The sequence below is a fragment of the Kitasatospora sp. NPDC032150 genome (assembly GCF_055579945.1).
Window position 1 is genome coordinate 170,856 of sequence record NZ_JBVIMH010000006.1, and the last position, 20,959, is coordinate 191,814.

Sequence of the window (20,959 nt, forward strand, 5' to 3'; positions counted from 1 at the left end):
GGCACGCAACGCCGGTCCGACCACCAGGAGATGGCAGATGTCCGACAAGCAGCAGACCTCGGATGTCGTGATCGTCGGCGCGGGGCCCACCGGGCTCCTGCTGGCCGGCGATCTGGCAACGGCGGGGCTGCGGGTGACGGTGCTGGAGAAGCGCGCGGCCGAGTCCAACCTCACCCGCGCTTTCGGCGTCCATGCCCGCACCCTGGAACTGTTCGACGATCGCGGCCTGGCCGACGAACTGATCGCCACCGGCCAGGTGATCGACTCGCTGCGGCTGTTCGGCCGTATCGCGCTGGACACCAGGAAGCTGCCGACCCGCTTCCCGTTCATCCTGATCACCCCGCAGTCCAGCACCGAACGCCTGCTCGCGGAGCGGGCGTCGAAGGCCGGCGCGACCATCGTCCGGGGCGCCGAACTGATCGCGCTGCGCCAGGACAGCCGCGGCGTCGCCCTGGACGTGCGCACCGAGGGCGAGAGCGTCACGCACACCGCGAAGTACGCGGTCGGCGCCGACGGCGTCCGCAGCACCGTCCGCGACCTGCTCGGCATCCCGTTCCCTGGGGAGTCGGTGATCAGCTCGGTACTGCTGGCCGACGTCCGGCTCAGGCGGGAGCCCGAGGAGGTGCTCACCTTCTACGCGACCGCCCAGGGCTTCGCCTTCCTCGTCCCGTTCGGTGACGGCTGGTACCGGGTGATCGCCTGGGACCGCAGCCGGCAGCGCCCCGAGAGCGCCCCGGTCTCGCTCGCCGAGATCGCCGACATCACCCGCACCGTCCTCGGCGTGGACTACGGCCTGTACGAGGCCCGGTGGATGTCCCGCTTCCACAGCGACGAGCGCCAGGTGCCCAACTACCGCTCCGGCCGGTTCTTCCTGGCCGGCGACGCCGCGCACTGCCACTCCCCGGCCGGCGGCCTGGGTATGAACACCGGCCTGCAGGACGCCGCCAACCTGAGCTGGAAGCTGGCCGCCGCCGTCCGGGGCTGGGCGCCCGACGCCCTGCTGGACACCTACCAGACCGAGCGCCACCCCGTCGGCCGGATGGCGCTGCGCAATTCGGGCGCCATCGTCCGGCTCGCGCTGGCGCACTCCGCCCCGACCCGCGCGCTGCGCACCGCCCTGGCGGCCGGCGCCGGGCGCATCGGCCCGCTGGCCGAGCTCGGCGCCCGGCAGATCTCCGGAATCGGGATCAAGTACCCCGCACCCAAGGGCTCGCACCACCTGGTGGGCCGCCGGATCCCCGACCTGCGCCTGGCGGTGGACCAACCCGGCGGCCCCGCCCGCCTGCACGAGGCGCTGCGGGCCGGCCGGTCCGTCCTGATCAGCAATGACGAACTGTCGGTGGCCGAACCCTGGGCGAGCCGGGTGGTCACCGCCGCGCCGGCCGACCCGCACGGCAAGCTGCGGGACACCGTCCTGCTGGTCCGCCCGGACGGCTACGCGGCCTGGGCCGGGATCGACCCGAGCCGCGGCGAGCTGCGCGCGGCGCTCTCCCAGTGGCTCGGAACTCCGACGGGCTGAGAATTCCGAAGAATTCCGGACAATTTGCCGGACATCAGTGGCTGTTGACCATCTCATGGCACCGGGCCGTTCTGGCCCGGTTTCCACGGCCGGCCGTCGAGCACCGGCGGCGGTCGCCGGAGCGGGGGCGCAGCGGGTCGAGCGCTGCGCGCACCCGTCCGGCCCGCCGGCCTGCCGTGGCCGAACACCTCCTCGGGTGGGTCGAGCTCGGCGTCGCGCCACACGCGGACGAGGCCGGCCGAGGAGAGCCGACTCGGGCACCCGGCGTGATCCCTCCCGGCAACCCGGGCCGTGGCGACGGGTGTTGAGCGGATCGAGCGGAAGCGTTCCGCCGGCCGGCACGGGCGCAGACAACGGGGGCCGATCGTGCTCCGGGTCCAACTCGGGCCCCTTGCCGCCCCATTCACTGTATGGAGGTTTCGTTGTTCTGTGGATAATTGAAGCTCCACACTTGACTGTTTTTTAGCAACCAATTACTTGATCATGGGCCCAATCCTGAGAGTTTTCTGGGAAGTTCTGACCCAACGTTTTCTGGACCGGAACAACCCCCCACTTTCCGGAGGAGCCCGTGCGACCCCGCTCGCTCGCCCTTGCCTCGGCACTGGCCGTTCTGCCGCTGACCGCGGCCCCCCTGTGCGCGACCGCCGCGTACGCCGCCCCGCAGGCCAACGTCTCGGCCGCCCGGGTGGCACTGCCCAACACCGTGACCCCCGCGGTGGCGCACTCGCAGAAGCAGGGCGATGTCCCCGCCGCCCAGCAGATCTCGGTGGCCGTCAGCCTCAAGCTGCGCAACACCGCCGAGCTGGACGCCTTCCTGGCGGCGCTGAGCAACCCGAAGTCGCCGCAGTTCGGCAAGTACCTGACCCCGGCCCAGTTCACCGCCCGTTTCGGCCCGACCCAGGCCGATGTCGCGCAGGTGCGCTCCTACCTGGAGGAGCAGGGCCTGAAGGTCACCTCGGTCAGCGCCAACCGCCAGGTGGTGAACGCCAGCGGCACCAACGAGCAGATCGCCAAGGCCTTCGGCACGCACGAGAGCCGTTACGTCGACAAGCTGGAGAACAAGACCTTCTTCGCCAACGACGACGCCGCCTCCATCCCGGCCTCGCTGTCCGGCGTCGTCCAGGGCGTCTCCGGTCTGAACAACAAGACCGTGCGCACCACCCGGATCGCGAAGCCGCAGAACGCGGCCCCGCACGCCACCCCGAGCGGCTTCGGCCCGGCCCAGTACAACGGCGCCTACAACCTGAACAAGATGGGCACCGACGGCACCGGCACCACGGTGGCGCTGTGGGAGTTCGACGGCTACTCGTCCTCCAACCTGACGACCTACGACGGCCAGTTCGGCCTGACCGGCCCGGCCGTGCAGACCGTCTCGGTGGACGGCGCCAGCTACGACAGCAAGCCGGGCGAGGGCCAGGGCGAGGTCGAGCTGGACTCCGAGATCGTCCGCGGTGTCGCCCCCAAGGCCCAGCAGCTGGTCTACGAGGCCCCCAACAGCGACCAGGGCGAGATCGACATGGCCGCCAAGATCGTCTCGGACAACAAGGCCTCGGTCATCTCCATCTCGTGGGGCTCCTGCGAGCCGGACACCACCGCCTCGTCGATGACCGCCATCGACAACACCTTCAAGCAGGCCGCCGCCCAGGGCATCAGCATCTTCTCCGCCTCCGGTGACGACGGCTCGCGCGACTGCACCCGCTCCACCAGCGGCTCCTCCGTCAAGGCCGTCGACTTCCCGGCCTCCAGCCCGCACAACACCGGTGTCGGCGGCACCAACCTCAAGGTGAGCGGCAACACCTACTCCTCCGAGAGCGCCTGGAGCACCGCCGGCGGCGGCGTCTCCACCCAGTTCTCGAAGCCCAGCTGGCAGACCGGCACCAACGTGACCGGCACCATGCGCACCGTCCCGGACGTGTCCTCCAACGCCGACCCCAACAGCGGCTTCGCCATCTACACCCAGGGCACCAGCTCGGCCGGCTGGCAGGTCTACGGCGGCACCTCCGCCGCGGCCCCGCTGTGGTCCGGCTACGCGGCGCTGTTCAACCAGAAGGCGAAGGCCGCCGGCCAGGCCGTGCTCGGCGAGGCCAGCCCGAAGCTGTACTCGGTCGCCAACAGCAGCAGCTACGGCTCGGCCTTCCACGACGTCAGCACCGGCTCGAACCAGGACTTCCCGGCCAAGGCCGGCTACGACCAGGTCACCGGCTGGGGCACCCCGGTCGCCGACCAGCTGAGCAACGCCCTGCTCGGCGGTGGCAGCGGCACGACCCCGCCGCCGTCCGGTGGCTGCACCACGAGCCAGCTGCTCGCCAACCAGGGTTTCGAGAGCGGCAACACCGGCTGGACCGCCTCCAGCGGCGTGATCACCACCGACTCCGGTGAGGCCGCCCACTCCGGCTCGTACAAGGCCTGGCTGGACGGTTACGGCTCCGCCCACACCGACACCCTCTCGCAGACCGTCAGCATCCCGGCGGGCTGCAAGGCCTCCTTCAGCTTCTGGCTGCACGTCGACACCGCCGAGACCGGCAGCACCGCGTACGACAAGCTGACCGTCCAGGCCAACTCGACCACGGTGGCGACCTACTCCAACGCCGACGCGGCCTCGGGTTACGTCCAGAAGACCATCGACCTGTCGGCCTTCGCCGGCCAGACGGTCACCCTGAAGTTCACCGGCACCGAGGACTCCTCGCTGCAGACCAGCTTCGTGATCGACGACACGGCGCTGAACATCTCCTGACGCCTATTCAACGCCGGTTGCCGGTACGGGGTGCCCCCCGTACCGGCGACCGTGTTTCCGGGATGTTTCAGTATTCGAAAAGATCAGGTTTATTTTGCGTGACCACTGTCATACGTACGACTGGATGACATAGCCTCTCGAACGTACGTAGGGTTCCCACCGAACTCGCCGGGTGGGGAAGGTGTCCGGATGGCCTCACAGCAACCGCAGCACGCCGGACGGCTCAGGCTGGTCGGCGAGCACCGGGACGGGCCCGCCCGTGCCCCGGTCCAGCAGGCTGGCGGACCACGGTCGGCGGCGGCCAATTTCGCCGAGGCGCTGCACGCCGCCATCGAGAGCAGCGGCCTCAGCCTCGACCGGATCCGCACGGAACTCAGCCAACATGGCGTCAGAATCAGTGTGACGACGCTCAGTTACTGGCGGCGGGGGCGCAGCCAGCCCGAGCGCGCCACCTCGCTGCGCGCCGTCCACCTCCTCGAGGAGCTGCTCGGCCTCCCGCACACCGCCCTCTCCAACCTGCTCGGCCCGCCCCGCCCGCGCGGCCGCTGGATCTCCCCCGCCGCCACCAGCAGCCTGCGGGTCGAGGACGTCTGGCCCGGCCAGGACGAGATCTCCGGGGTCTTCGCCGAGCTGGACGCCCCGCCGATCGGGGAGCTTGAGCGGCTCAGCATCCACGACGCCTACTACGTCGACCAGCACCGGCGCGGCTACCTGCTGCGGCTGCGCCAGGTGGTCCGGGCCACGGTCGGCGGGGTGTCCCGCTGCCTGGTGGTGCACAAGGCCGACGAGGAGGCCACCGGCTGCCCGGAGATCACCTCGATCCGGCACGCCCGGCTCGGCCGGGTCCGCCGACGGCCCGAGAGCGGCCTGCTGGTGGCCGAACTGGTGCTGGACCGCCCGCTCGGCCTCGGCGACAGCACCGTCATCGAGTACGAGGTGGAGATCCCGCCCGGCGCCCCGACCACCACCTACGCCCGGCGGTTCGCCGTCCCGGTGCGCGAGTACGTGCTCCAGGTGCACTTCGACCCGGCCGCGATGCCGGCGCACTGCGAACGCTTCGACCGCGCCCCGGGCGCGGAGGAGGACCGCGTACGCCGGCAGCTGTGGATCGGCGCCTCGGCCAGCGTCCACGTCCTGGCACCGGATCAGGAGCCGGGTCAGCTCGGCATCCGCTGGGAGTGGGAGTAGCCCGCCGGGCGGAGCGCACCGGGCGACGTCCTAGCCGAGGGCGGCGTGCGCCCGCACCCAGGCGTGCATGGCGATGGCCGCCGCCGCGCCCGCGTTGATCGACCGCGTCGACCCGAACTGCGCGATGGAGCACACCGCCGTCGAGTGCGCCCAGGCCTCCTCGGTGAGTCCGGGCCCCTCCTGCCCGAACAGCAGCACACAGCGCTCGGGCAGTTCGTACGTCTCCAGCGGCACCGCGCCCGGCAGGTTGTCGATCCCGATGATCGGCAGGCCCCGCTCGGCGGCGAAGGCCGCCAGGGTGGCGACGCTGTCGTGGTGCCGCACGTGCTGGTACCGGTCGGTGACCATGGCGCCGCGCCGGTTCCACCGCCGCCGCCCGACGATGTGCACCTCGCCCGCCAGGAAGGCGTTGGCCGTCCGCACCACCGAGCCGATGTTGAAGTCGTGCTGCCAGTTCTCCACCGCGACGTGGAAGCCGTGCCTCCGGGTGTCCAGGTCCGCGACGATCGCCTCGCGGGTCCAGTAGCGGTACCGGTCCAGCACGTTCCGCCGGTCGCCGCCCGCGAGCAGCTCGGGGTCGTACTGCGGCCCGGCCGGCCACGGTTCGGGGTGCGGTCCCAGACCGACCTCCCGGTCCTCGGGAACGAAGGCGTCGTCGTACTGCTCGCCCTCGTGGGGCACACCGATGCTGCTCACGCCCCCGAGGGTACGGTGCGCCGGGTCCTGACCGCCCGGTCGAGGTCGGTGATCGCCGCCATCACCAGCCGGGCGCCGGCCCTGGCCACCTCGGCGCGGTCCTCCTTCGGCAGCTCGGCCAGCCGGCTGTCCCAACGCTCGTGCGCCGAGCGCAGCCCGCCGAAGTCCACCCGGTGAGCGCCGCGGACCAGGACATACCGGAAGTCTAGGGTTCGCGCCGCCACCGGCGCCCGAGCGCCCGGGCCCCGCGACCCACCCGCAGCAGCGCCGAGGTGGGCAGGAAGACCGCGTCCGCAGCGATCATCGCCAGCGAGAAGAACGGCAGCCCGAGGGTGACCGCGATCCCCGCGTGCTCCACCATCATCACCGCCAGCAGCACGTTCTTCACCCGCCGGTTGGCCAGCGTGAAGGGGAAGGCGACCTGCACGATCACCGTGCCGTAGCTGAGCAGGAAGACCGGCAGCAGGCCGGCGCCGAGCGCCCCCGACAGTCCGGGCCAGGGCGTGAAGTAGTCCAGGTGCAGCGGGTAGTGCAGCGCGGTGCCGTCCTGCCAGCGCGAGCCCTGCACCTTGTACCAGCCGGCGGTGGAGTAGATCAGCACCACCTGCCCGGCGATCACCGCCATCGCGCAGTTGTGCAGCATGTTGGCCAGCGCGTCCGGCACATCGCGCCACTCGCTGCCGGGAGGCAGGCGGTTGACGGCCCACCAGAGCCCGGCGACCGCCCACGGCACCCACAGCAGACCCACCGGTCCGGCCGGTCCCGCCGAGGAGGTAAGCCCCGCCGGCCCCAGCAGCAGCACCAGCCCCAGCAGCACCCAGAGCCAGACCGCGCCCCCGTCCCTCGCCCGGCGGGCGTCCAGCGACCACACCCGGGCGCACCGGGTGAACACCAGGTACACGGCCATCAGATGGATCACGTTGTCGCCGCCGTCACCGACGAAGACGGCCCGGTTCTGCAGCGAGAGCACGGTGACCAGGAAGAGCACACCGCTCGCCCGGGTCCGCCAGCCCAGCGTGAACAGCACCGCCGCGACGATCGCCAGGTGGTAGACCAGCTCGAACCAGGGCCGCCCGTGGTACCAGGAGAGCGCCGTGAAGGCGTGGTTCTCGGTCAGCAGCCGGGCCGCCAGCTCGTCCGACCAGGGTGAGCGGTCCCCGTACAGCACCCGCCGGCGGGGCCACTCGCGCAGCAGGAAGCCCGTCCACGTCAGCCCGAACCCGATCCGCACCACCGCCGCCTGGTACGGGAAGGCGGCCCGGGTGGTGAACAGCTCGAAGGCCCGCGCGAACCGGCCCGGCGGGGGAGCGGCGGGTGGTGTCCCGGGCTGCCGGGGGGTACCGGGCGGAAGCGGCGGGCACTCCTGCTGAGCACCGGTCACAGCAGCCCCCGGTAGTCGTCCTCGTCCACCGGCCACCAGGCCAGCTCCCGGTAGGAGGTCCCGGTGGGGACCTCCTCCCCGCTCCAGGCGGGCGGCGCGATGGTCGCCGCCCCCACCCGGAGCTGGATCTGCAGGATCCGCTCGCCCCCGGCCGTCCGCCCGAAGCGCTGCAGCGCGACCCGCTTGAGGTACTCCTCGGCCGCCTTGCCGCGCTCGCCGCCCACCGTGCCGCCCTCGGCGGAGTGCGTGGAGTCGTAGAGGTCCCAGGCCCGGCGCAGCAGGTTCTGGTCCGCATGGCTGGGAGCCGGGTTGTGCCGTATCGCCGCGATGTCCTGCGCGGTCAGGCCGACCCAGTCCCGGGTGCGTGTCCGGCCGGTGTCGGAGATGGTCTGCACCCGGGCGTCCACGGTGACGTTCCGCTGCAGCGGGTTCGGCGCGAACAGCTTCCAGTTCTGCTCGAACTCCGGGTACACGATGCCGTTCAGCTGCGCCCGGTAGCGCTGCGACAGCGCGTTGGGCGGCGCCGACTGCAGGAACAGCGCCCCCAGGAAGACCGCGCTGCCGCCGATCAGGAACGCCGCCGCGCAGCAGAGCACCGCCAGTGCCGGCAGCGACCAGCCACGCCCCGACTCAGCCATGCACGCCCCCCAGCGGCGCGAGGTACCACGCGCCCGGCCCACCACCGCGGATCCCGGTCCCACCGCGAGCAGGTTGCACTATCTCAGGGCCCGGCCGAACCGCGCGACGGGGGCACCCGTCCCCCAGGCCGGGGCCGGGGCCGGGGCCGGGGCCGGGGCCGGGGCCGGGACCGGGGCCGGGACCCGGTACGGATCAGAGCACGAACGGGTCCCGCCCGTTCGCGCTCACCATCGGACGCCCGGCCGCCTCCCAGGCGAACATCCCGCCGTCCACGTTCACCGCGTCCCGGCCCTGCGCCACCAGGTACTGCACCACCTGCGCCGAACGGCCGCCGACCCGGCAGAGCACGTACAGCCGCCGGTCCGGCTCGGGCAACTCGCCGATCCGGGCGATCACCTCGCCGATCGGGATGTGCAGCGCACCGTCCACATGGCCGGCGTCCCACTCGTCCTGCTCACGCACGTCGAGCAGCAGCGCGTCGGCGGGCACCGAGGCGGCGTCCGTGCTGGGGAGCTGGGTGAACATCGTCGGATTCTCCTGAGGGTCTCGGTGGTCTCCACCATTGTCCGGTACCGCACGGCCACGGGAGGCGCCGTCCGGTACGGGGGCGAGCAGCCGGTCGAGCTCGGCCTGCCGCTCGGCGGCCTTGGCCAGCAGCTGCTCGGCGAGCTCGGTCAGCAGCCCCTCCGGGTCCTGCGGCGCCAGCTGCAGCAGCTCGCCCATCGCACTGCGCTCCAGGCGGACCTGCTCGGCCGCCAGCTGCCCGATCTTCGCCTTCAGCCACTCCAGCCGCTGGCGCAGCCACTCCAGCCGGTCCGGGGCGTCGGGCTCCGGCGCGGTCTCCGGCGCGGTGGACCACTCGTCGGCCAGCTGCTCCAGCGCCTCGGTGTCACCGTGCGCGTACGCCTCGTTGACCCGGGCGATGAAGGCGGAGCGGCGCTGCTGCTCGGCCGGGTCGGTGCTCAGATCGGGATGGGCGCGCCGGGCCAGGTCGCGGTAGATCCGCTGCGCGTCCCTGCCGGGGCGGACCCGGCGCGGCGGCTCGGGCTCGGCCACCTCCGGCGGCAGATCGGCCAGCAGCGCCTCCAGGTCGGGCAGCGCCTCGACCCGGCCGCGGGCCTCGGCGGCCCGCCGGACGTCCTCCGGACTGCCGCTGCGGACCGCGACGGTCTCCGCGATCAGCGCGTCCAGCTCGTCCAGCCGGGCGTACAGCGGCCCGAGCAGCTGATGGTGGACGAGCGCGAAGTTGTCGATCTCGACCCGCAGGGTCTCGACGTCGACCTCCAGCGTCAGCCAGGCGAGCTCGGTGGCGGCCACCAGCTCCTCCAGCTGCTGCCGTTCCGGGTCGATCCACTGGACGGGGCTCTCCGCGCTCACCTGCTCGCCTTCATCCGTCACGGCCATCCGCCACGGCCGTCCACCGCGGCCGTACGGGCTGCCACCCTACCCGGGCCCCGACGACCGCAAGTGCTCCTCCGATCGGATGAACCGGAGGTACGAGCCCGGCGCACACCACAAGACACGCAACTGATACTGACGAATCTCCCCGATTCGCTATCAGTGGCGGCGCTCTCCGTGCTTCGCTGGAAGGCACACAACCAGCCGCACCGGCAGCCGGGCGGCGGGGACACGCAGCGACACGAACAGCACCGGCACCCAGCATCCGAGCACCGCCACGACAGCACACGTACACAGGAGCTCACAACGGCCGCCCTCCGCACGACGGCCAGGCGGGAGCAGACCGAATCCATGGTGGACGAGCCCAACTCCACACCGCACCCGGACGGCCCCCCGGGTGACCAGCACCCCGGGGTGGTCGCCTTACTGCGCCTCGCCTCCGTGCTGATCGGCCCGGACGGCCGGATCGCCCAGTGGAACCGGGCCGCCGAGGAGCTCTTCGGGCACCGCGCGGAGGTGGCCTGCGGCCGCACGGCCTCCGGCCTGCTCCCCGCCGTCGACCCGCGCGCCGAGACCGCGGCCGCCCGCCCGCCCGGCACCGCCCGGCGCTGCGACGCCTTCGACACCCTGGACGACCTCACCCAGTTCGAGCAGGGCGCCTGGGCCGGGTCGATGACGGTGACGGACCGCGAGGACCGCCCCCGCGACGTCCTCTGGTGGGCCTACCCGCTGACCGAACCGGGCGGGCGCAGCCTGCTCGCCCTGGCCACCGACGCCCGCCAGCTGCGCGCCTCCGGCCCCCGGATCGCGCTCGGCACCCGGCTGCTCTCCTACGCCGCCGCCCAGGGCGGCGCCCACCGGGTGTTCGCCGCCCTGGCCCCGGCCGGGGAGCGCGGCACCGACGCGCTGGCCGCCCTGCTGCCCGGCGGTTCACCCGAACGCCGCGCCCGGCTGCTCGCCCAGCTGGCCGCCGCCGGCCTGCCCGCGCTCTGGGTGGACGCCACCACCAGACTCCCGGTCCTCCCCTACGAGCCGGCCGGCTCCGGGGTGGCCCGCATCGCCGCCGGGCTGGGTCGCCGCTACCCGACAGCGCAGCAGCGGGCCGTCCAGCCCAGAGCCACCCGGCGCCCGCCGGAGGCGGGCCGCCCCGGGGGCGGGCCGGTCGCAACCGGCCTGCAACTGCTGCCCGCCGAGGGCGCCGACGGCTCGCGTAGTCTCAACACCGCCGTCCCCGGGCCGCGCGAGGCCGCCGCCTCGGCCATGGCCGCGAACGGCGACCAGAGCACCGCCGCACCCGCCGATACGGACGGCCACCGGGTCGACCGTCCGCACGGCACGTCCCCCGGCCCGTCCGGCCCGATCCCGGGAGGCTCCGCCATCGAGTCCGCCGCCAACGGCCGCACCCCCGTGCGCGACGCCGACCTCCCCCCGGGGCCGGCCGCCCCCTCCTCCGTCGAGGTGCTGACCAACAGCCAGGCCGGCGAGCAGCTGGCCCTGCTGAGCGATGTCGGCAGCAGCGTCGGCACCACCCTCGACCTGGACACCACCGCCCGCGAGCTGTGCCAGGTCCTGGTGCCCCGAGTCGCCGACTTCGCCTGTGTGGACCTGATGGACGGGCTGATCTCCGACTCCGAGCTGCCCGCCAACCGGCCGGACGACCAGACCATGCTGCGCCGGGTGGCCCGCGCCTTCAACGCCTCCTCCGGCCGCTGGGAGCACGTCCTGGACGAGGGCGCGCTGCTGGCCATGCCCCGCTCCACCCCGCCGGGTCTCGCCCTGCAGGAGAACCAGCCGGTCCTGGTCCCGGTGATCAACCCGGACGTCGCGGTGGACTACGCCGCCTCGCTCGGCGGGCCCGACCTGGTCCCGGTGGTGGTCGGTCGCTCGATGCTGGTGCTGCCGCTCTCCGCCCGGGGCACCGTGCTCGGCATCCTCAAGCTGCTGCGGCTGCCGGACCGGGCCGGCTTCGACAAGAGCGACGCGGCGACCCTGCGCGAACTGGCGGCCCGGGCCGCCCTCTCGCTGGACAACGCCCGGCTGCACCGGGCCGAGGCCAAGGTCGCCACCACGCTCCAGCGCTCGATGATCCCCACCCGCCCGCCGAAGATCCCCGGCGTGCAGATCGCCCACCGCTACATGCCCGGCGACCGGCGGGCCGAGGTCGGCGGCGACTGGTTCGACGCGATCCAGCTGCCCGGCAGCCGGGTTGCCCTGGTGGTCGGCGACGTGATGGGCCACGGCCTGCACTCGGCCGCCGCGATGGGCCGCTTCCGCACCGCGATGCAGACCCTGGCCGCCCTCGACCTGCCGCCCGGACAGCTGCTGCGCCACCTGGACAACCTGGCCCAGAAGCTCGGCGACGACCATCTGGCCACCTGCCTGTACGCGGTCTACGACCCGATCAACCGCACCTGCGAGCTGGCCAGCGCCGGCCACGTCCCCCCGGTGCTGGTGCACCCGGACGGCCGGGGCGAGCTGCTGGAGATCCCCGAGGGCGCGCCGATCGGCGTGGGCGGGGTGCCGTTCGTGGCCAAGAAGATCGACGTCAGCGACGGCTCGATGCTGGTGCTGTGCACCGACGGCCTGGTCGAGGTCCGGGGCGGGGACATAGGAGCGGGGCTCGCCGCCCTCTGCGGCAACCTGATCGACCCCAAGCAGACCCCCGAGGAGGCCTGCGACGTCGTCCTGGACCGGCTGCACTCGGAGGACCGGCAGGACGACATCGCACTGCTGGTGGCCCGCTTCGACGGGGTCGCCCCGAGCGAGGTGGCCACCTGGGAGCTGTCGGTCGGCGACGCCGAGGTGCGCCGCTCCCGCACCCTGGTCCGCGAGCAGCTCGCCGCCTGGCAGCTGACGGCGCTCGCCGACACGGCCGAACTCCTGGTCAGCGAACTGCTCACCAATGCGGTACGGGTGGCCAGGGACCACATCCAGCTCCAGCTGATCCGGGTCGACAAGCTCCTGGTCGAGGTGAGCGACGACAACCACAACCTGCCCTCGCTGGAGCCCGCCGAGTCCATGGACGAGAGCGGCCGCGGCCTCCACCTGGTCAGCAAGCTGTCCGAACGCTGGGGCACTGCCCGCAAGGCCGTCGGCAAGGTCGTCTGGTTCGAACTCGCCCTTCCGCGCCGCTGAGTACCCCGGCGGCGCGGAAGGCGGGCCGCCGGCCGGGTCCGCCGCACTGCTGTCTGTCCCCCCGGCCTATTGCCCCGGAAAAGAAGAACCGACGGTGCGCCGGTGATTCCGTGCGCCACTGCAGCAACCCCGGGCAGCGGATGAACGCGGTGTCCCAGCTCGGAAGGGGAATCACGGATCGTCCTGGAGGCGGAGAAGAAGAGGGGGCACCGCCGCTCGGCGGTGCCCCCTACTCGGGTCACGGTATTCGGTTCTGTTCAGTCGGGTGTTCGAGCGAGTCGTTCCCGTACGACCGGAGCCGCTCCGGACGGGTTCCCTCCGCCCCCCGGCGGAGGGTCACCCCTTCCCGCTCGGCTCCGCCACCGGCAGCTAGGAGTTGTCCGCCGGGACGGCGGCCTTCGCATGCCGGCGACGGAACAGGGCGGGGAGGCTCGGCACGGTGATGAAGCCCTCCGCGCGGGCGCTGGCGATACCGATGCGGGGAATCTCGCTGCTCTTCTCGAAGAGCAGATAACGCGGCTCCCAGATCGGCCGGTACTTCGCGTTCGCCCGGTAGAGGGATTCGATCTGCCACCACCGGGAGAAGAAACCGAGCACCGAACGCCACAGCCGCAGCACCGGCCCGGCACCCAGCTTCGAACCCCGCTCGAAAACGGACCGGAACATCGCGAAGTTCAGCGAGACCCGGTCGATCTCGACCTCCTTCGCCCGCTGCAGGAGTTCGATCACCATGAACTCCACCAGGCCGTTCTCGCTCTCCCGGTCCCGGCGCATCAGGTCCAGCGAGAGACCCCGCTCACCCCACGGCACGAAGCTCAGCAGCGCGCTCAGCTGGCCTTCCGCGTTGTGGCACTCCAGCATCACGCAGCGGCCGTCCCCCGGGTCGCCGAGGCGGCCGAGTGCCATCGAGAAGCCGCGCTCGGTGGCACCGTCCCGCCAGTGGTCCGCCTTCTCGACCAGCTCGGCCATCTCGGCCTCGGGAATGTCCTCGTGCCGGCGGATCCGCACCGTGTACCCGGCCCGCTTCACCCGGTTGTACGCCTGCCTGACCACCCGCATGGCCCGGCCGTCCAGCGAGAACTCGTCCAGCTCGACGATCGCCTCGTCGCCCAGCTCCAGCGCGTCCAGACCGTGCCGGGCGTAGATCACTCCGGCCTCCTCCGAGGCACCCATCACGGCCGGCGCCCAGGCGTGCTCCTTGGCCTCGGCCAGCCAGGCGTCGATCGCCCCCGGCCAGGCCTCCGGGTCCCCGATCGGATCGCCGGAGGCCAGCGACACACCGCCGACCACCCGGTACGCCACCGCGGCCTTGCCGCTCGGCGAGAAGATCACCGCCTTGTCCCGGCGCAGCGCGAAGTACCCCAGCGAGTCCCGCTCGCCCTGCTTGTCCAGCAGAGCGCGCAGCCGCTGCTCGTCCTCCCCGGTCAGCAGCTCCTGCCCGCGCGGGCTGCGGAAGGCCAGGTAGACCACCAGCAGGAAGAGCACCGCGCTCATCGCGTTGATGAAGGCGTTCACCCAGGTCGGCACGTTGATCACGTCGATCACGTGGGCAGACGGCTCGACGGTGACCATCCGGGCGATCGAGTAGCCGAAGCGGTCCCAGAAGCCGGCACCCGTCACGGTGTTGGTCGTCTGGACCAGCAGCGCACCGACCCCGCCGCCCAGCGCCAGGCCGACGACCGCCGCCGCCAGCCCGGTCTTCGGGTTGGAGCGGTCCCCCTTGGAGGTGAACTCCTTCCGGCTGACCACCAGGGCCAACAGGAACAGCCCGGTGATGACCATGGAGAACCAGTTGAACGGATGCCGGACGAAGTCCTCGCCCTCTCCGGACACGGTCATCAGCAGCACGAAGACCAGGAAGGTCAGCCCGCCGACGACGGTGTTGAAGATCCAGGCGGCCCGTTTGCGCCGCCGCATCGCCACGGCCAGGAACAGCGACAGCACCGCCGAGGTCAGACCGGCGGTCGCCAGGTACGGGGTGAAATACCCACCCTCGTTGTGCGACTCCACCTGGTTGCGGAACGGTACCGCCAGCACCGCCACCAGGTTCACCAGGGCGATCAACCTCAGGTACCAGACGGTCGCCATGGCGGCCCTCGGCCGCCAGCGCGCCAGCAGGCTCGCCAGAGCGCCGGAGCGCGAACCGGGAACGGCGGACGACTCCGGCTTCACAGTGGAGGACACGGCTCAATTCCAAACGATCAGTTGTGGGGGCGCATCCGCACCGCGCCCACGGCACGAGCCGGGCCATTACGGCCGCGTTCTGATCGGCCCGTTCCGGGAGGGGGGCGCCGCAATCCATGGTTGCTCACCGAAGATGAGAATGACGTGAACCAGGTAGCCGATTCAGGCCCCCGCCGATCGGCGGGGGTGCTTTCCCGCCGATCCGGGCGTCACCCGCTCCCACCTGCCCCTAGGCTCGGACCCGGCAGACCGCCTTCGCCGTCCCCGGCGACCCGCCCCACCCGAGGAGAAGAAGACCATGACGCCGATCCGCGTACTCATCGTGGACGACGAGATCCTGGTCCGCTCCGGCCTCGGCCTGATCGTCGGATCCGCCCCGGACCTGGAGGTCGTCGGCGACTGCTCCGGGAGCCAGGCCGAGGACCGGGTCACCGTGCTGCGCCCGCACGTCGTCCTGCTGGACATCCGGATGCCCGACCTGGACGGCATCTCGGTGCTCCGCCGGCTGCGCGCACTGCCCAACCCCCCGGCCGTGGCCATGCTCACCACCTTCGACACCGACGAGTACATCGGCACCGCACTGCGCGGCGGCGCGGCCGGCTTCCTGCTCAAGGACACCGCCCCCGAGCAGTTGGTGCACGCCGTCCGGATACTCGCGGCCGGCGGCAGCGTGCTCTCCCCGACCGTCACCCGGACCGTGATCAGCGGCTACGTCGAGGGCGGCGGCCCGGACGCCGAGGCGACCGCGCTCACCCGCGGCCTGACCGGCCGCGAGCTGGACGTGCTGGCCCTGCTCGGCGAGGGGCTGTCCAACGCCGAGATCGCCGACCGGCTCTTCCTCGGCACCGGCACCGTCAAGGACCACATCAGCGCCATCCTCGGCAAGCTGGGCGCCGCCAACCGGGTCCAGGCCGCCGTCGTCGCCAACCGGGCCGGCCTGGTCCGCAACCCCGAGCAGAACGGCGAATGACCCCCGACACCGCCCCGGCCGAAGACCATCCGCCGTCCGCGACATCCCGCCGCACCCGGCCGGGCTGGCTCACCGCGCCCTGGCTGATGCTGCTGCTGCCCGTCCTCGCTTCCACCGTGGACTCCGTCCTGGTCACCCTGGACACCCCGTGGTGGCAGCGCGCCCTGGCCGCGCTGGCCACCCTGGCACTGCTGCTGCGCCGCCGCTACCCGGTGCTGGTGCTGCTGCTCACCCTGCCCGCGAGCTTCGTCACCTTCATCTGGATCGCCCAGATCACCGCCGTCTACTCGGTGGCCTCCCGGCGGCCCCGGCCGTGGGTCGCCGCAGTCTGCGCCTGCGCCTTCGCCCTGTCCGAGTTCTTCCACTGGCCGCTCACCGACCACCCGTTCGCCTTCGACCGGGACAACGCGCTCTACGCCATCCAGTGCGCGATGCTCGGCGCCGCGCCCACCGCGCTCGGCCTGCTCGCCCGCACCCGGCGCGAGCTGGCCCTCCGGCTGGACGAGCTGACCGAAGGCCAGCAGCGCGAGAGCCGGCTGCTGGCCGAGCGGGTGCTGGCCACCGAACGGGCCCGGCTGGCCCGCGAGATGCACGACGTGGTCTCCCACCAGGTCAGCCTGATCAGCATCCAGGCCGGAGCCCTCCAGGTGAGCACCGCGGACCCCGCGGCCAGAACCGCCGCGCTCACCATCAGGGAGCTGTCCGTGCGCACCCTGGTGGAGCTGCGCCAGATGGTGGGCGTGCTGCGCGCCGCCGGCGTGCGGCAGGAGGAGCCGCTCGTCCCGCAGCCCAGGCTCGCGGACCTGCCCCGGCTGATCGAGGGCAGCGGGCTGTCCGTGAGCAGTGAGCTCAGCCCCGGCGACCGGCCCTGGCCCGAGGCGGTCGAGCGGGCCGCCTACCGCACCGTCCAGGAGGCTCTCACCAACATCACCAAGCACGCCCCCGGCGCCCCGGTCGCGGTCCGCCTCGCCTCCAAGGGCACCCGGCTGCTGGTGGAGGTCCACAACGAGCGCCCGCCGCTGCGGCGGGGCACCGGTCCCGGCCCGCTCCCCGGCGGGGGCCACGGCCTGGTCGGCCTGCGCGAGCGCGCCCAGTTGCTCGGCGGCTCCTTCAGCGCCGCCGCCACCCCCGACGGCGGCTTCACCGTCCAGGCGGAACTCCCCGCCGTGGGCGAGTAGCCGGCCCGGCACCGGAGCACCGGGAATTCCCGGGAGAACCCCGGTGCTCCGAAATCACCACCGGGCCCGTGAATCAACAAACCCGTGAATCAACAAAAAAGCCCCGCAGATCCGAAGATCTGCGGGGCTTCGCTGTGCGCGAGGGGGGAGTTGAACCCCCACGCCCTTTCGGGCACTGGAACCTGAATCCAGCGCGTCTGCCTATTCCGCCACCCGCGCATGGGTGTTGCCGTTGGAGTGTTTCCGCTCTTCCGACCCGCCGAGAAGTTTACCTTATCTCTGCTGGTCTTCCGTTCGGCTCCCTTGCGGGCGCCCCTTCCGACGTGGAAAACATTAGCACGACCTGCGGGCCGCCTACGAATCCGTTCCCCCGGCCCCGCAACCGGAGGCGGCCCCGGTACCCCCGGACGGAGTCCCGGCCCGATCCGCCAGGGGTGAGCGGGCCCGTGTCCGGGTAGCCCTGGCTTGCCACTCCCGAACACCGTCCCGAGCGCCCCGCCGAAGCGGCCGTCACCGCCCCGCGCAGGGGTCCGTGGCGGCCACCACATCCCCGGGGAACCGTACGAACGGGCCGGGCGTGGATACGATCAGTACGGAAGTACCGCAAGTAGGCCGAGCAGCGGGCCCGACCGAAGCCCTTGGAAGGGGGTGCCCCATGGGAGTCCTGAAGAAGTTCGAGCAGCGGCTCGAGGGTCTTGTGAACGGCACCTTCGCCAAGGTGTTCAAATCCGAGGTCCAACCGGTGGAGATCGCCGGGGCGCTGCAGCGCGAGTGCGACAACAACGCCACCATCTGGAACCGGGACCGCACCGTGGTCCCGAACGACTTCATCGTCGAGCTCAGTCCGCACGACCACGAGCGGCTCAGCCCGTACTCGAGCCAGCTCGGCACCGAGCTGGCCGGCATGGTGCGCGAGTACGCCGACGCGCAGCGCTACAGCTTCATGGGCCCGCTCCAGGTCACCCTGGAGAAGGCGGACGACCTCGACACCGGCCTCTACCGGGTGCGCAGCCGCACCCTCGCCTCCGAGGAGCCCCCGCAGGCCGTCCCGCCGCCGGCCCAGGCCGGCTACGGACGCCAGCCCACCCCGCCCGCGCCCGGCGCGCCGTGGCAGCAGGAGGGCGCGGGCGCGTACGGCGCGCCGCCGCCGCCCGCCTCGCCCCCGGCGATGCCCCCGATGCCGTCGGCGCCCCCCACCGTGCCGCCCGCCGCGGGCGGCAACGTCCGCCCGTTCCCCGGCTCGGGCGGTGGCGCGTCCACCACCCGCCGCTGGATCGAGGTCAACGGCGCCCGGCACCAAGTGACCGGCAACGGCGTGGTGCTCGGCCGTTCCACCGAGGCGGACGTCCGGATCGACGACCCCGGTGTCTCCCGCAAGCACGCGGAGATCCGTCCCGGCACGCCCGCCATGGTGCTCGACCTGGGGTCCACCAACGGCATCGTGGTGGACGGACAGCACACCCAGCGCGCTACGCTCCGCGACGGCTCCAGGATCGTCCTGGGGAGCACCACCATCGTCTACCGACAGGTCGAAGGGTAGAACGGGCCACCTATGTCAGATCTGACCCTGACGGTCATGCGGCTTGGATTCCTCGCCGTGCTGTGGCTGTTCGTCATCGTCGCGGTGCAAGTGATCCGCAGCGACCTGTTCGGCACCAAGGTGAACCCGCGGTCCTCGCGGCGTCCCACCGGGGCGCCGACCCAGAGCGCCTCCGGCGCGGCCCGGCCCGCCGGGCCGCCGCAGACCGCCGCGACCCAGTCCAGGCCGCGCCGCGGCGCGCCGACCCAGCTGGTCGTGGTGCAGGGCTCGCTGGCCGGCACCACCGTGGCCCTGCAGGGCCAGACCATCACGCTCGGCCGGGCGCACGACTCCACGATCGTGCTGGACGACGACTACGCGTCCTCCAGGCATGCCAGGATCTACCCGGATCAGACTGGGCAGTGGACGGTCGAGGATCTAGGCTCCACCAACGGCACCTATCTGGACCGGCAGCGGCTCACGACGCCCACCCCGCTCCAGCCGGGCATGCCGATCCGTATCGGCAGGACCGTCATCGAACTGCGGAAGTAGTAGCGCATGAGGGACAGCATCCCGTTCACGCCCGGCCGGGCACGCGGCTGCCACGCTGCCGCCCTGGTGCGCGCCGACGCCCTGAAGGGGGTCCCGTTCCGCATGAGCGAGCACATCGTGTCCAGGTCCGGCGGGAACACCGCCGAGCGAAGCGAGGCGGGGGCATGAGCTTGGTGCTGCGTTTCGCGGCCGGGTCCCACAAGGGTCTGATCCGGGAGGGCAACGAGGACTCCGGCTACGCCGGGCCGCGGCTGCTGGCCGTCGCCGACGGCATGGGCGGCGCGGCGGCCGGCGAGGTCGCCTCCTCCGAGGTGCTCGGTTCGATCGTCCGGCTGGACGAGGACATCCCGGGCGCCGACCTGCTCACCCTGCTCAAGGACGCGGTCCAGGGCGCCAACGACCGACTGCGCCAGATGGTCGAGGAGGACCCGCAGCTCGAGGGCATGGGCTGCACCCTCACCGCGATGCTCTGGACCGGCCAGCGGATGGGCCTGGTCCACATCGGCGACTCCCGCGCCTACCTGCTGCGCGACGGCGCCCTGAGCCAGATCACCCAGGACCACACCTGGGTGCAGCGCCTGGTGGACGAGGGTCGGATCACCCCGGAGGAGGCCGAGACCCACCCGCAGCGCTCCCTGCTGATGCGCGCGCTGGACGGCCGCGGCCAGGTCGAGCCCGACCTGTCGATCCGCGACGTACGGGCCGGCGACCGCTACCTGATCTGCTCGGACGGCCTCTCCGGGCCGGTCAGCCACCAGACCCTGGAGGAGACGCTCGGGAGCTTCTACGCCCCGCAGCAGACCGTCCAGGAGCTGATCCAGCTGGCGCTGCGCGGCGGCGGCCCCGACAACATCACCTGCATCGTCGCGGACGTGATCGACGTCGGCGCCACCGACACCCTCAGCGGCCAGCTCGCCGACATCCCGGTGGTGGTCGGCGCGGTCGCCGACGCCCCGCCGTCCAGCGCGCACGACCAGGCCATCCTGAACACCCCGGCCGGCCGCGCCGCCGGTCTCGGCCGCCCGCCGCAGGGCCCGCAGGGCGCCTTCGGCCCGGCCAGCGGCTACGAGCAGCCGGGCTTCGGCCCGGCCGAGGGCTACGGCGACGGTTACGGCTACCCCGAGGGCGAACCCCAGGGGGCCGGCTACGACGGGACGTACGACGCGTACGGCACCCCGGAGCCGCAGCAGCCGTACCAGGACGACGACTACGAGGACGACGAGGACACCCCGCGCCGCAAGGGCCGCGGACTGAAGGTCTCGCTCGCCGTGGCCCTGGCACTCGGGCTGATCGGCGGGGCCGGCTGGTTCGGCTGGCAGTGGACCCAGGACCAGTACTACGTCGGTACCGACGGCGACCACGTGGCCGTCTACCGCGGCCTCAACCAGAACCTGGCCGGAATCAACCTCTCGTCGGTGTACGAACGCCACGACGACATCGAACTCAAGTTCCTGCCGGCCTACCAGCGCACCCAGGTGAGCAACACCATCCAGGCCAAGAGCCTGGACGACGCCCACGACCAGGTGAAGCACCTCGCCGCCCAGGCCGAGATCTGCAAGAAGATCTCCGAAGGGGCGAAGCCCTCCGCCCAGCCGCCGGCCGCCACCCCGAGCGCGAGCCCCAGCCCCGCGGCCGCCGGCAGCGCCATCGGGACCCAGAGCAGCCCGGCCCCCGCGCAGGACGCCGCCCACCCGGCCGGCAGCCCCGGCGCCGCGCCGACCCTCAGCGAGCAGGAACAGCAGCTGGCCAACTCCTGCGCGACCCAGTGACCCCGGCCCCCGCACGGGCCCACTCAGCCGTCAGGGGGCGGTTACCACGTGAGCACCTTTGACCTGAGCAGCAGCCATAGCGGCGGTCGGCGCGGAG

At 72.4% G+C, this 20,959-nt stretch carries 16 protein-coding genes and 1 tRNA gene; 10 read left to right on the top strand and 7 right to left on the bottom strand.

Features of this window, described 5'->3' with window-relative positions; translation table 11 throughout:
• Nucleotides 1-37: 37 nt before the first annotated feature.
• The 3 genes from ACZ5ON_RS10145 to ACZ5ON_RS10155 all read left to right on the top strand — a co-directional run bounded on the left by ACZ5ON_RS10145 (nt 38) and on the right by ACZ5ON_RS10155 (nt 5,441).
• Complete coding sequence (locus ACZ5ON_RS10145; RefSeq protein ID WP_465588430.1) at nt 38-1,519, top strand: FAD-dependent oxidoreductase; 1,482 nt, start codon at nt 38-40, stop codon at nt 1,517-1,519.
• A 568-nt stretch (nt 1,520-2,087) separates the two neighbouring features.
• Nucleotides 2,088-4,253, top strand: coding sequence for a S53 family peptidase (locus tag ACZ5ON_RS10150; RefSeq protein ID WP_465588433.1), 2,166 nt, complete (start codon nt 2,088-2,090; stop codon nt 4,251-4,253).
• A 189-nt stretch (nt 4,254-4,442) separates the two neighbouring features.
• Nucleotides 4,443-5,441, top strand: coding sequence for an XRE family transcriptional regulator (locus ACZ5ON_RS10155; protein ID WP_465588436.1), 999 nt, complete (start codon nt 4,443-4,445; stop codon nt 5,439-5,441).
• A 30-nt stretch (nt 5,442-5,471) separates the two neighbouring features.
• Here ACZ5ON_RS10155 and ACZ5ON_RS10160 read toward each other — a convergent pair whose 3' ends face one another.
• The 5 genes from ACZ5ON_RS10160 to ACZ5ON_RS10180 form a co-directional block, all read right to left on the bottom strand.
• Complete coding sequence (locus ACZ5ON_RS10160; protein WP_465588692.1) at nt 5,472-6,128, bottom strand: TrmH family RNA methyltransferase; 657 nt, start codon at nt 6,126-6,128, stop codon at nt 5,472-5,474.
• Between the two features lie 5 nt (nt 6,129-6,133).
• Complete coding sequence (locus ACZ5ON_RS10165; protein WP_465588439.1) at nt 6,134-6,361, bottom strand: hypothetical protein; 228 nt, start codon at nt 6,359-6,361, stop codon at nt 6,134-6,136.
• Entirely contained in the window at nt 6,343-7,518 is a 1,176-nt protein-coding gene (locus tag ACZ5ON_RS10170) for an HTTM domain-containing protein (protein WP_465588444.1), read from the bottom strand. The genes ACZ5ON_RS10165 and ACZ5ON_RS10170 overlap by 19 nt, the downstream gene beginning before the upstream one ends.
• Nucleotides 7,515-8,156 carry a DUF5819 family protein gene (locus ACZ5ON_RS10175; RefSeq protein WP_465588447.1) on the bottom strand — a complete coding sequence of 214 codons (642 nt, stop codon included), beginning with the start codon at nt 8,154-8,156 and terminating at the stop codon, nt 7,515-7,517. Before ACZ5ON_RS10175 ends, ACZ5ON_RS10170 begins: the two co-directional genes overlap by 4 nt.
• Nucleotides 8,157-8,349: 193 nt before the next feature.
• Nucleotides 8,350-9,555 (bottom strand): rhodanese-like domain-containing protein, encoded by a 1,206-nt coding sequence (locus ACZ5ON_RS10180; RefSeq protein WP_465588450.1) that lies wholly within the window; start codon nt 9,553-9,555, stop codon nt 8,350-8,352.
• A 351-nt stretch (nt 9,556-9,906) separates the two neighbouring features.
• Between ACZ5ON_RS10180 and ACZ5ON_RS10185 the strand changes: the two genes are divergently transcribed.
• On the top strand, nt 9,907-12,690 hold the full coding sequence (locus tag ACZ5ON_RS10185) for a SpoIIE family protein phosphatase (RefSeq protein ID WP_465588455.1): 2,784 nt from the start codon (nt 9,907-9,909) through the stop codon (nt 12,688-12,690).
• A 369-nt stretch (nt 12,691-13,059) separates the two neighbouring features.
• Here ACZ5ON_RS10185 and ACZ5ON_RS10190 read toward each other — a convergent pair whose 3' ends face one another.
• Complete coding sequence (locus tag ACZ5ON_RS10190; RefSeq protein WP_465588695.1) at nt 13,060-14,778, bottom strand: phosphatidylglycerol lysyltransferase domain-containing protein; 1,719 nt, start codon at nt 14,776-14,778, stop codon at nt 13,060-13,062.
• A 394-nt stretch (nt 14,779-15,172) separates the two neighbouring features.
• Between ACZ5ON_RS10190 and ACZ5ON_RS10195 the strand changes: the two genes are divergently transcribed.
• Together ACZ5ON_RS10195 and ACZ5ON_RS10200 are read left to right on the top strand one after the other, a co-directional pair.
• Nucleotides 15,173-15,844 carry a response regulator gene (locus ACZ5ON_RS10195; protein WP_465588458.1) on the top strand — a complete coding sequence of 224 codons (672 nt, stop codon included), beginning with the start codon at nt 15,173-15,175 and terminating at the stop codon, nt 15,842-15,844.
• Nucleotides 15,841-17,022, top strand: coding sequence for a sensor histidine kinase (locus ACZ5ON_RS10200; RefSeq protein WP_465588461.1), 1,182 nt, complete (start codon nt 15,841-15,843; stop codon nt 17,020-17,022). The genes ACZ5ON_RS10195 and ACZ5ON_RS10200 overlap by 4 nt, the downstream gene beginning before the upstream one ends.
• Before the next feature lie 135 nt (nt 17,023-17,157).
• Here the strand turns inward: ACZ5ON_RS10200 and ACZ5ON_RS10205 are convergent.
• Nucleotides 17,158-17,241 (bottom strand) — tRNA-Leu (locus ACZ5ON_RS10205).
• 436 nt (nt 17,242-17,677) lie between these two features.
• Between ACZ5ON_RS10205 and ACZ5ON_RS10210 the strand changes: the two genes are divergently transcribed.
• The 4 genes from ACZ5ON_RS10210 to ACZ5ON_RS10225 are packed head-to-tail and all read left to right on the top strand — an operon-like array spanning nt 17,678 to nt 20,862.
• Nucleotides 17,678-18,562: an FhaA domain-containing protein gene (locus ACZ5ON_RS10210; RefSeq protein ID WP_465588464.1), complete on the top strand. Its 885-nt coding sequence runs from the start codon at nt 17,678-17,680 to the stop codon at nt 18,560-18,562.
• Between the two features lie 12 nt (nt 18,563-18,574).
• Nucleotides 18,575-19,093, top strand: coding sequence for an FHA domain-containing protein FhaB/FipA (locus ACZ5ON_RS10215; protein ID WP_465588467.1), 519 nt, complete (start codon nt 18,575-18,577; stop codon nt 19,091-19,093).
• A gap of 6 nt (nt 19,094-19,099) precedes the next feature.
• Nucleotides 19,100-19,261 carry a hypothetical protein gene (locus tag ACZ5ON_RS10220; RefSeq protein WP_465588472.1) on the top strand — a complete coding sequence of 54 codons (162 nt, stop codon included), beginning with the start codon at nt 19,100-19,102 and terminating at the stop codon, nt 19,259-19,261.
• Nucleotides 19,258-20,862 (top strand): PP2C family protein-serine/threonine phosphatase, encoded by a 1,605-nt coding sequence (locus tag ACZ5ON_RS10225; protein ID WP_465588475.1) that lies wholly within the window; start codon nt 19,258-19,260, stop codon nt 20,860-20,862. Before ACZ5ON_RS10220 ends, ACZ5ON_RS10225 begins: the two co-directional genes overlap by 4 nt.
• The last annotated feature ends 97 nt before the right edge of the window (nt 20,863-20,959 follow it).

What these genes read in the sequence shown, in the direction of transcription:
- ACZ5ON_RS10145 (WP_465588430.1), top strand. Translation starts at nt 38, where the DNA reads ATGTCCGACAAGCAGCAGACCTCGGATGTCGTGATCGTCGGCGCGGGG.
- ACZ5ON_RS10155 (WP_465588436.1), top strand. Translation starts at nt 4,443, where the DNA reads ATGGCCTCACAGCAACCGCAGCACGCCGGACGGCTCAGGCTGGTCGGC.
- ACZ5ON_RS10175 (WP_465588447.1), bottom strand. Translation starts at nt 8,156, where the DNA reads ATGGCTGAGTCGGGGCGTGGCTGGTCGCTGCCGGCACTGGCGGTGCTC.
- ACZ5ON_RS10185 (WP_465588455.1), top strand. Translation starts at nt 9,907, where the DNA reads ATGGTGGACGAGCCCAACTCCACACCGCACCCGGACGGCCCCCCGGGT.
- ACZ5ON_RS10190 (WP_465588695.1), bottom strand. Translation starts at nt 14,778, where the DNA reads ATGGCGACCGTCTGGTACCTGAGGTTGATCGCCCTGGTGAACCTGGTG.
- ACZ5ON_RS10195 (WP_465588458.1), top strand. Translation starts at nt 15,173, where the DNA reads ATGACGCCGATCCGCGTACTCATCGTGGACGACGAGATCCTGGTCCGC.
- ACZ5ON_RS10200 (WP_465588461.1), top strand. Translation starts at nt 15,841, where the DNA reads ATGACCCCCGACACCGCCCCGGCCGAAGACCATCCGCCGTCCGCGACA.
- ACZ5ON_RS10210 (WP_465588464.1), top strand. Translation starts at nt 17,678, where the DNA reads ATGGGAGTCCTGAAGAAGTTCGAGCAGCGGCTCGAGGGTCTTGTGAAC.
- ACZ5ON_RS10215 (WP_465588467.1), top strand. Translation starts at nt 18,575, where the DNA reads ATGTCAGATCTGACCCTGACGGTCATGCGGCTTGGATTCCTCGCCGTG.
- ACZ5ON_RS10220 (WP_465588472.1), top strand. Translation starts at nt 19,100, where the DNA reads ATGAGGGACAGCATCCCGTTCACGCCCGGCCGGGCACGCGGCTGCCAC.
- ACZ5ON_RS10225 (WP_465588475.1), top strand. Translation starts at nt 19,258, where the DNA reads ATGAGCTTGGTGCTGCGTTTCGCGGCCGGGTCCCACAAGGGTCTGATC.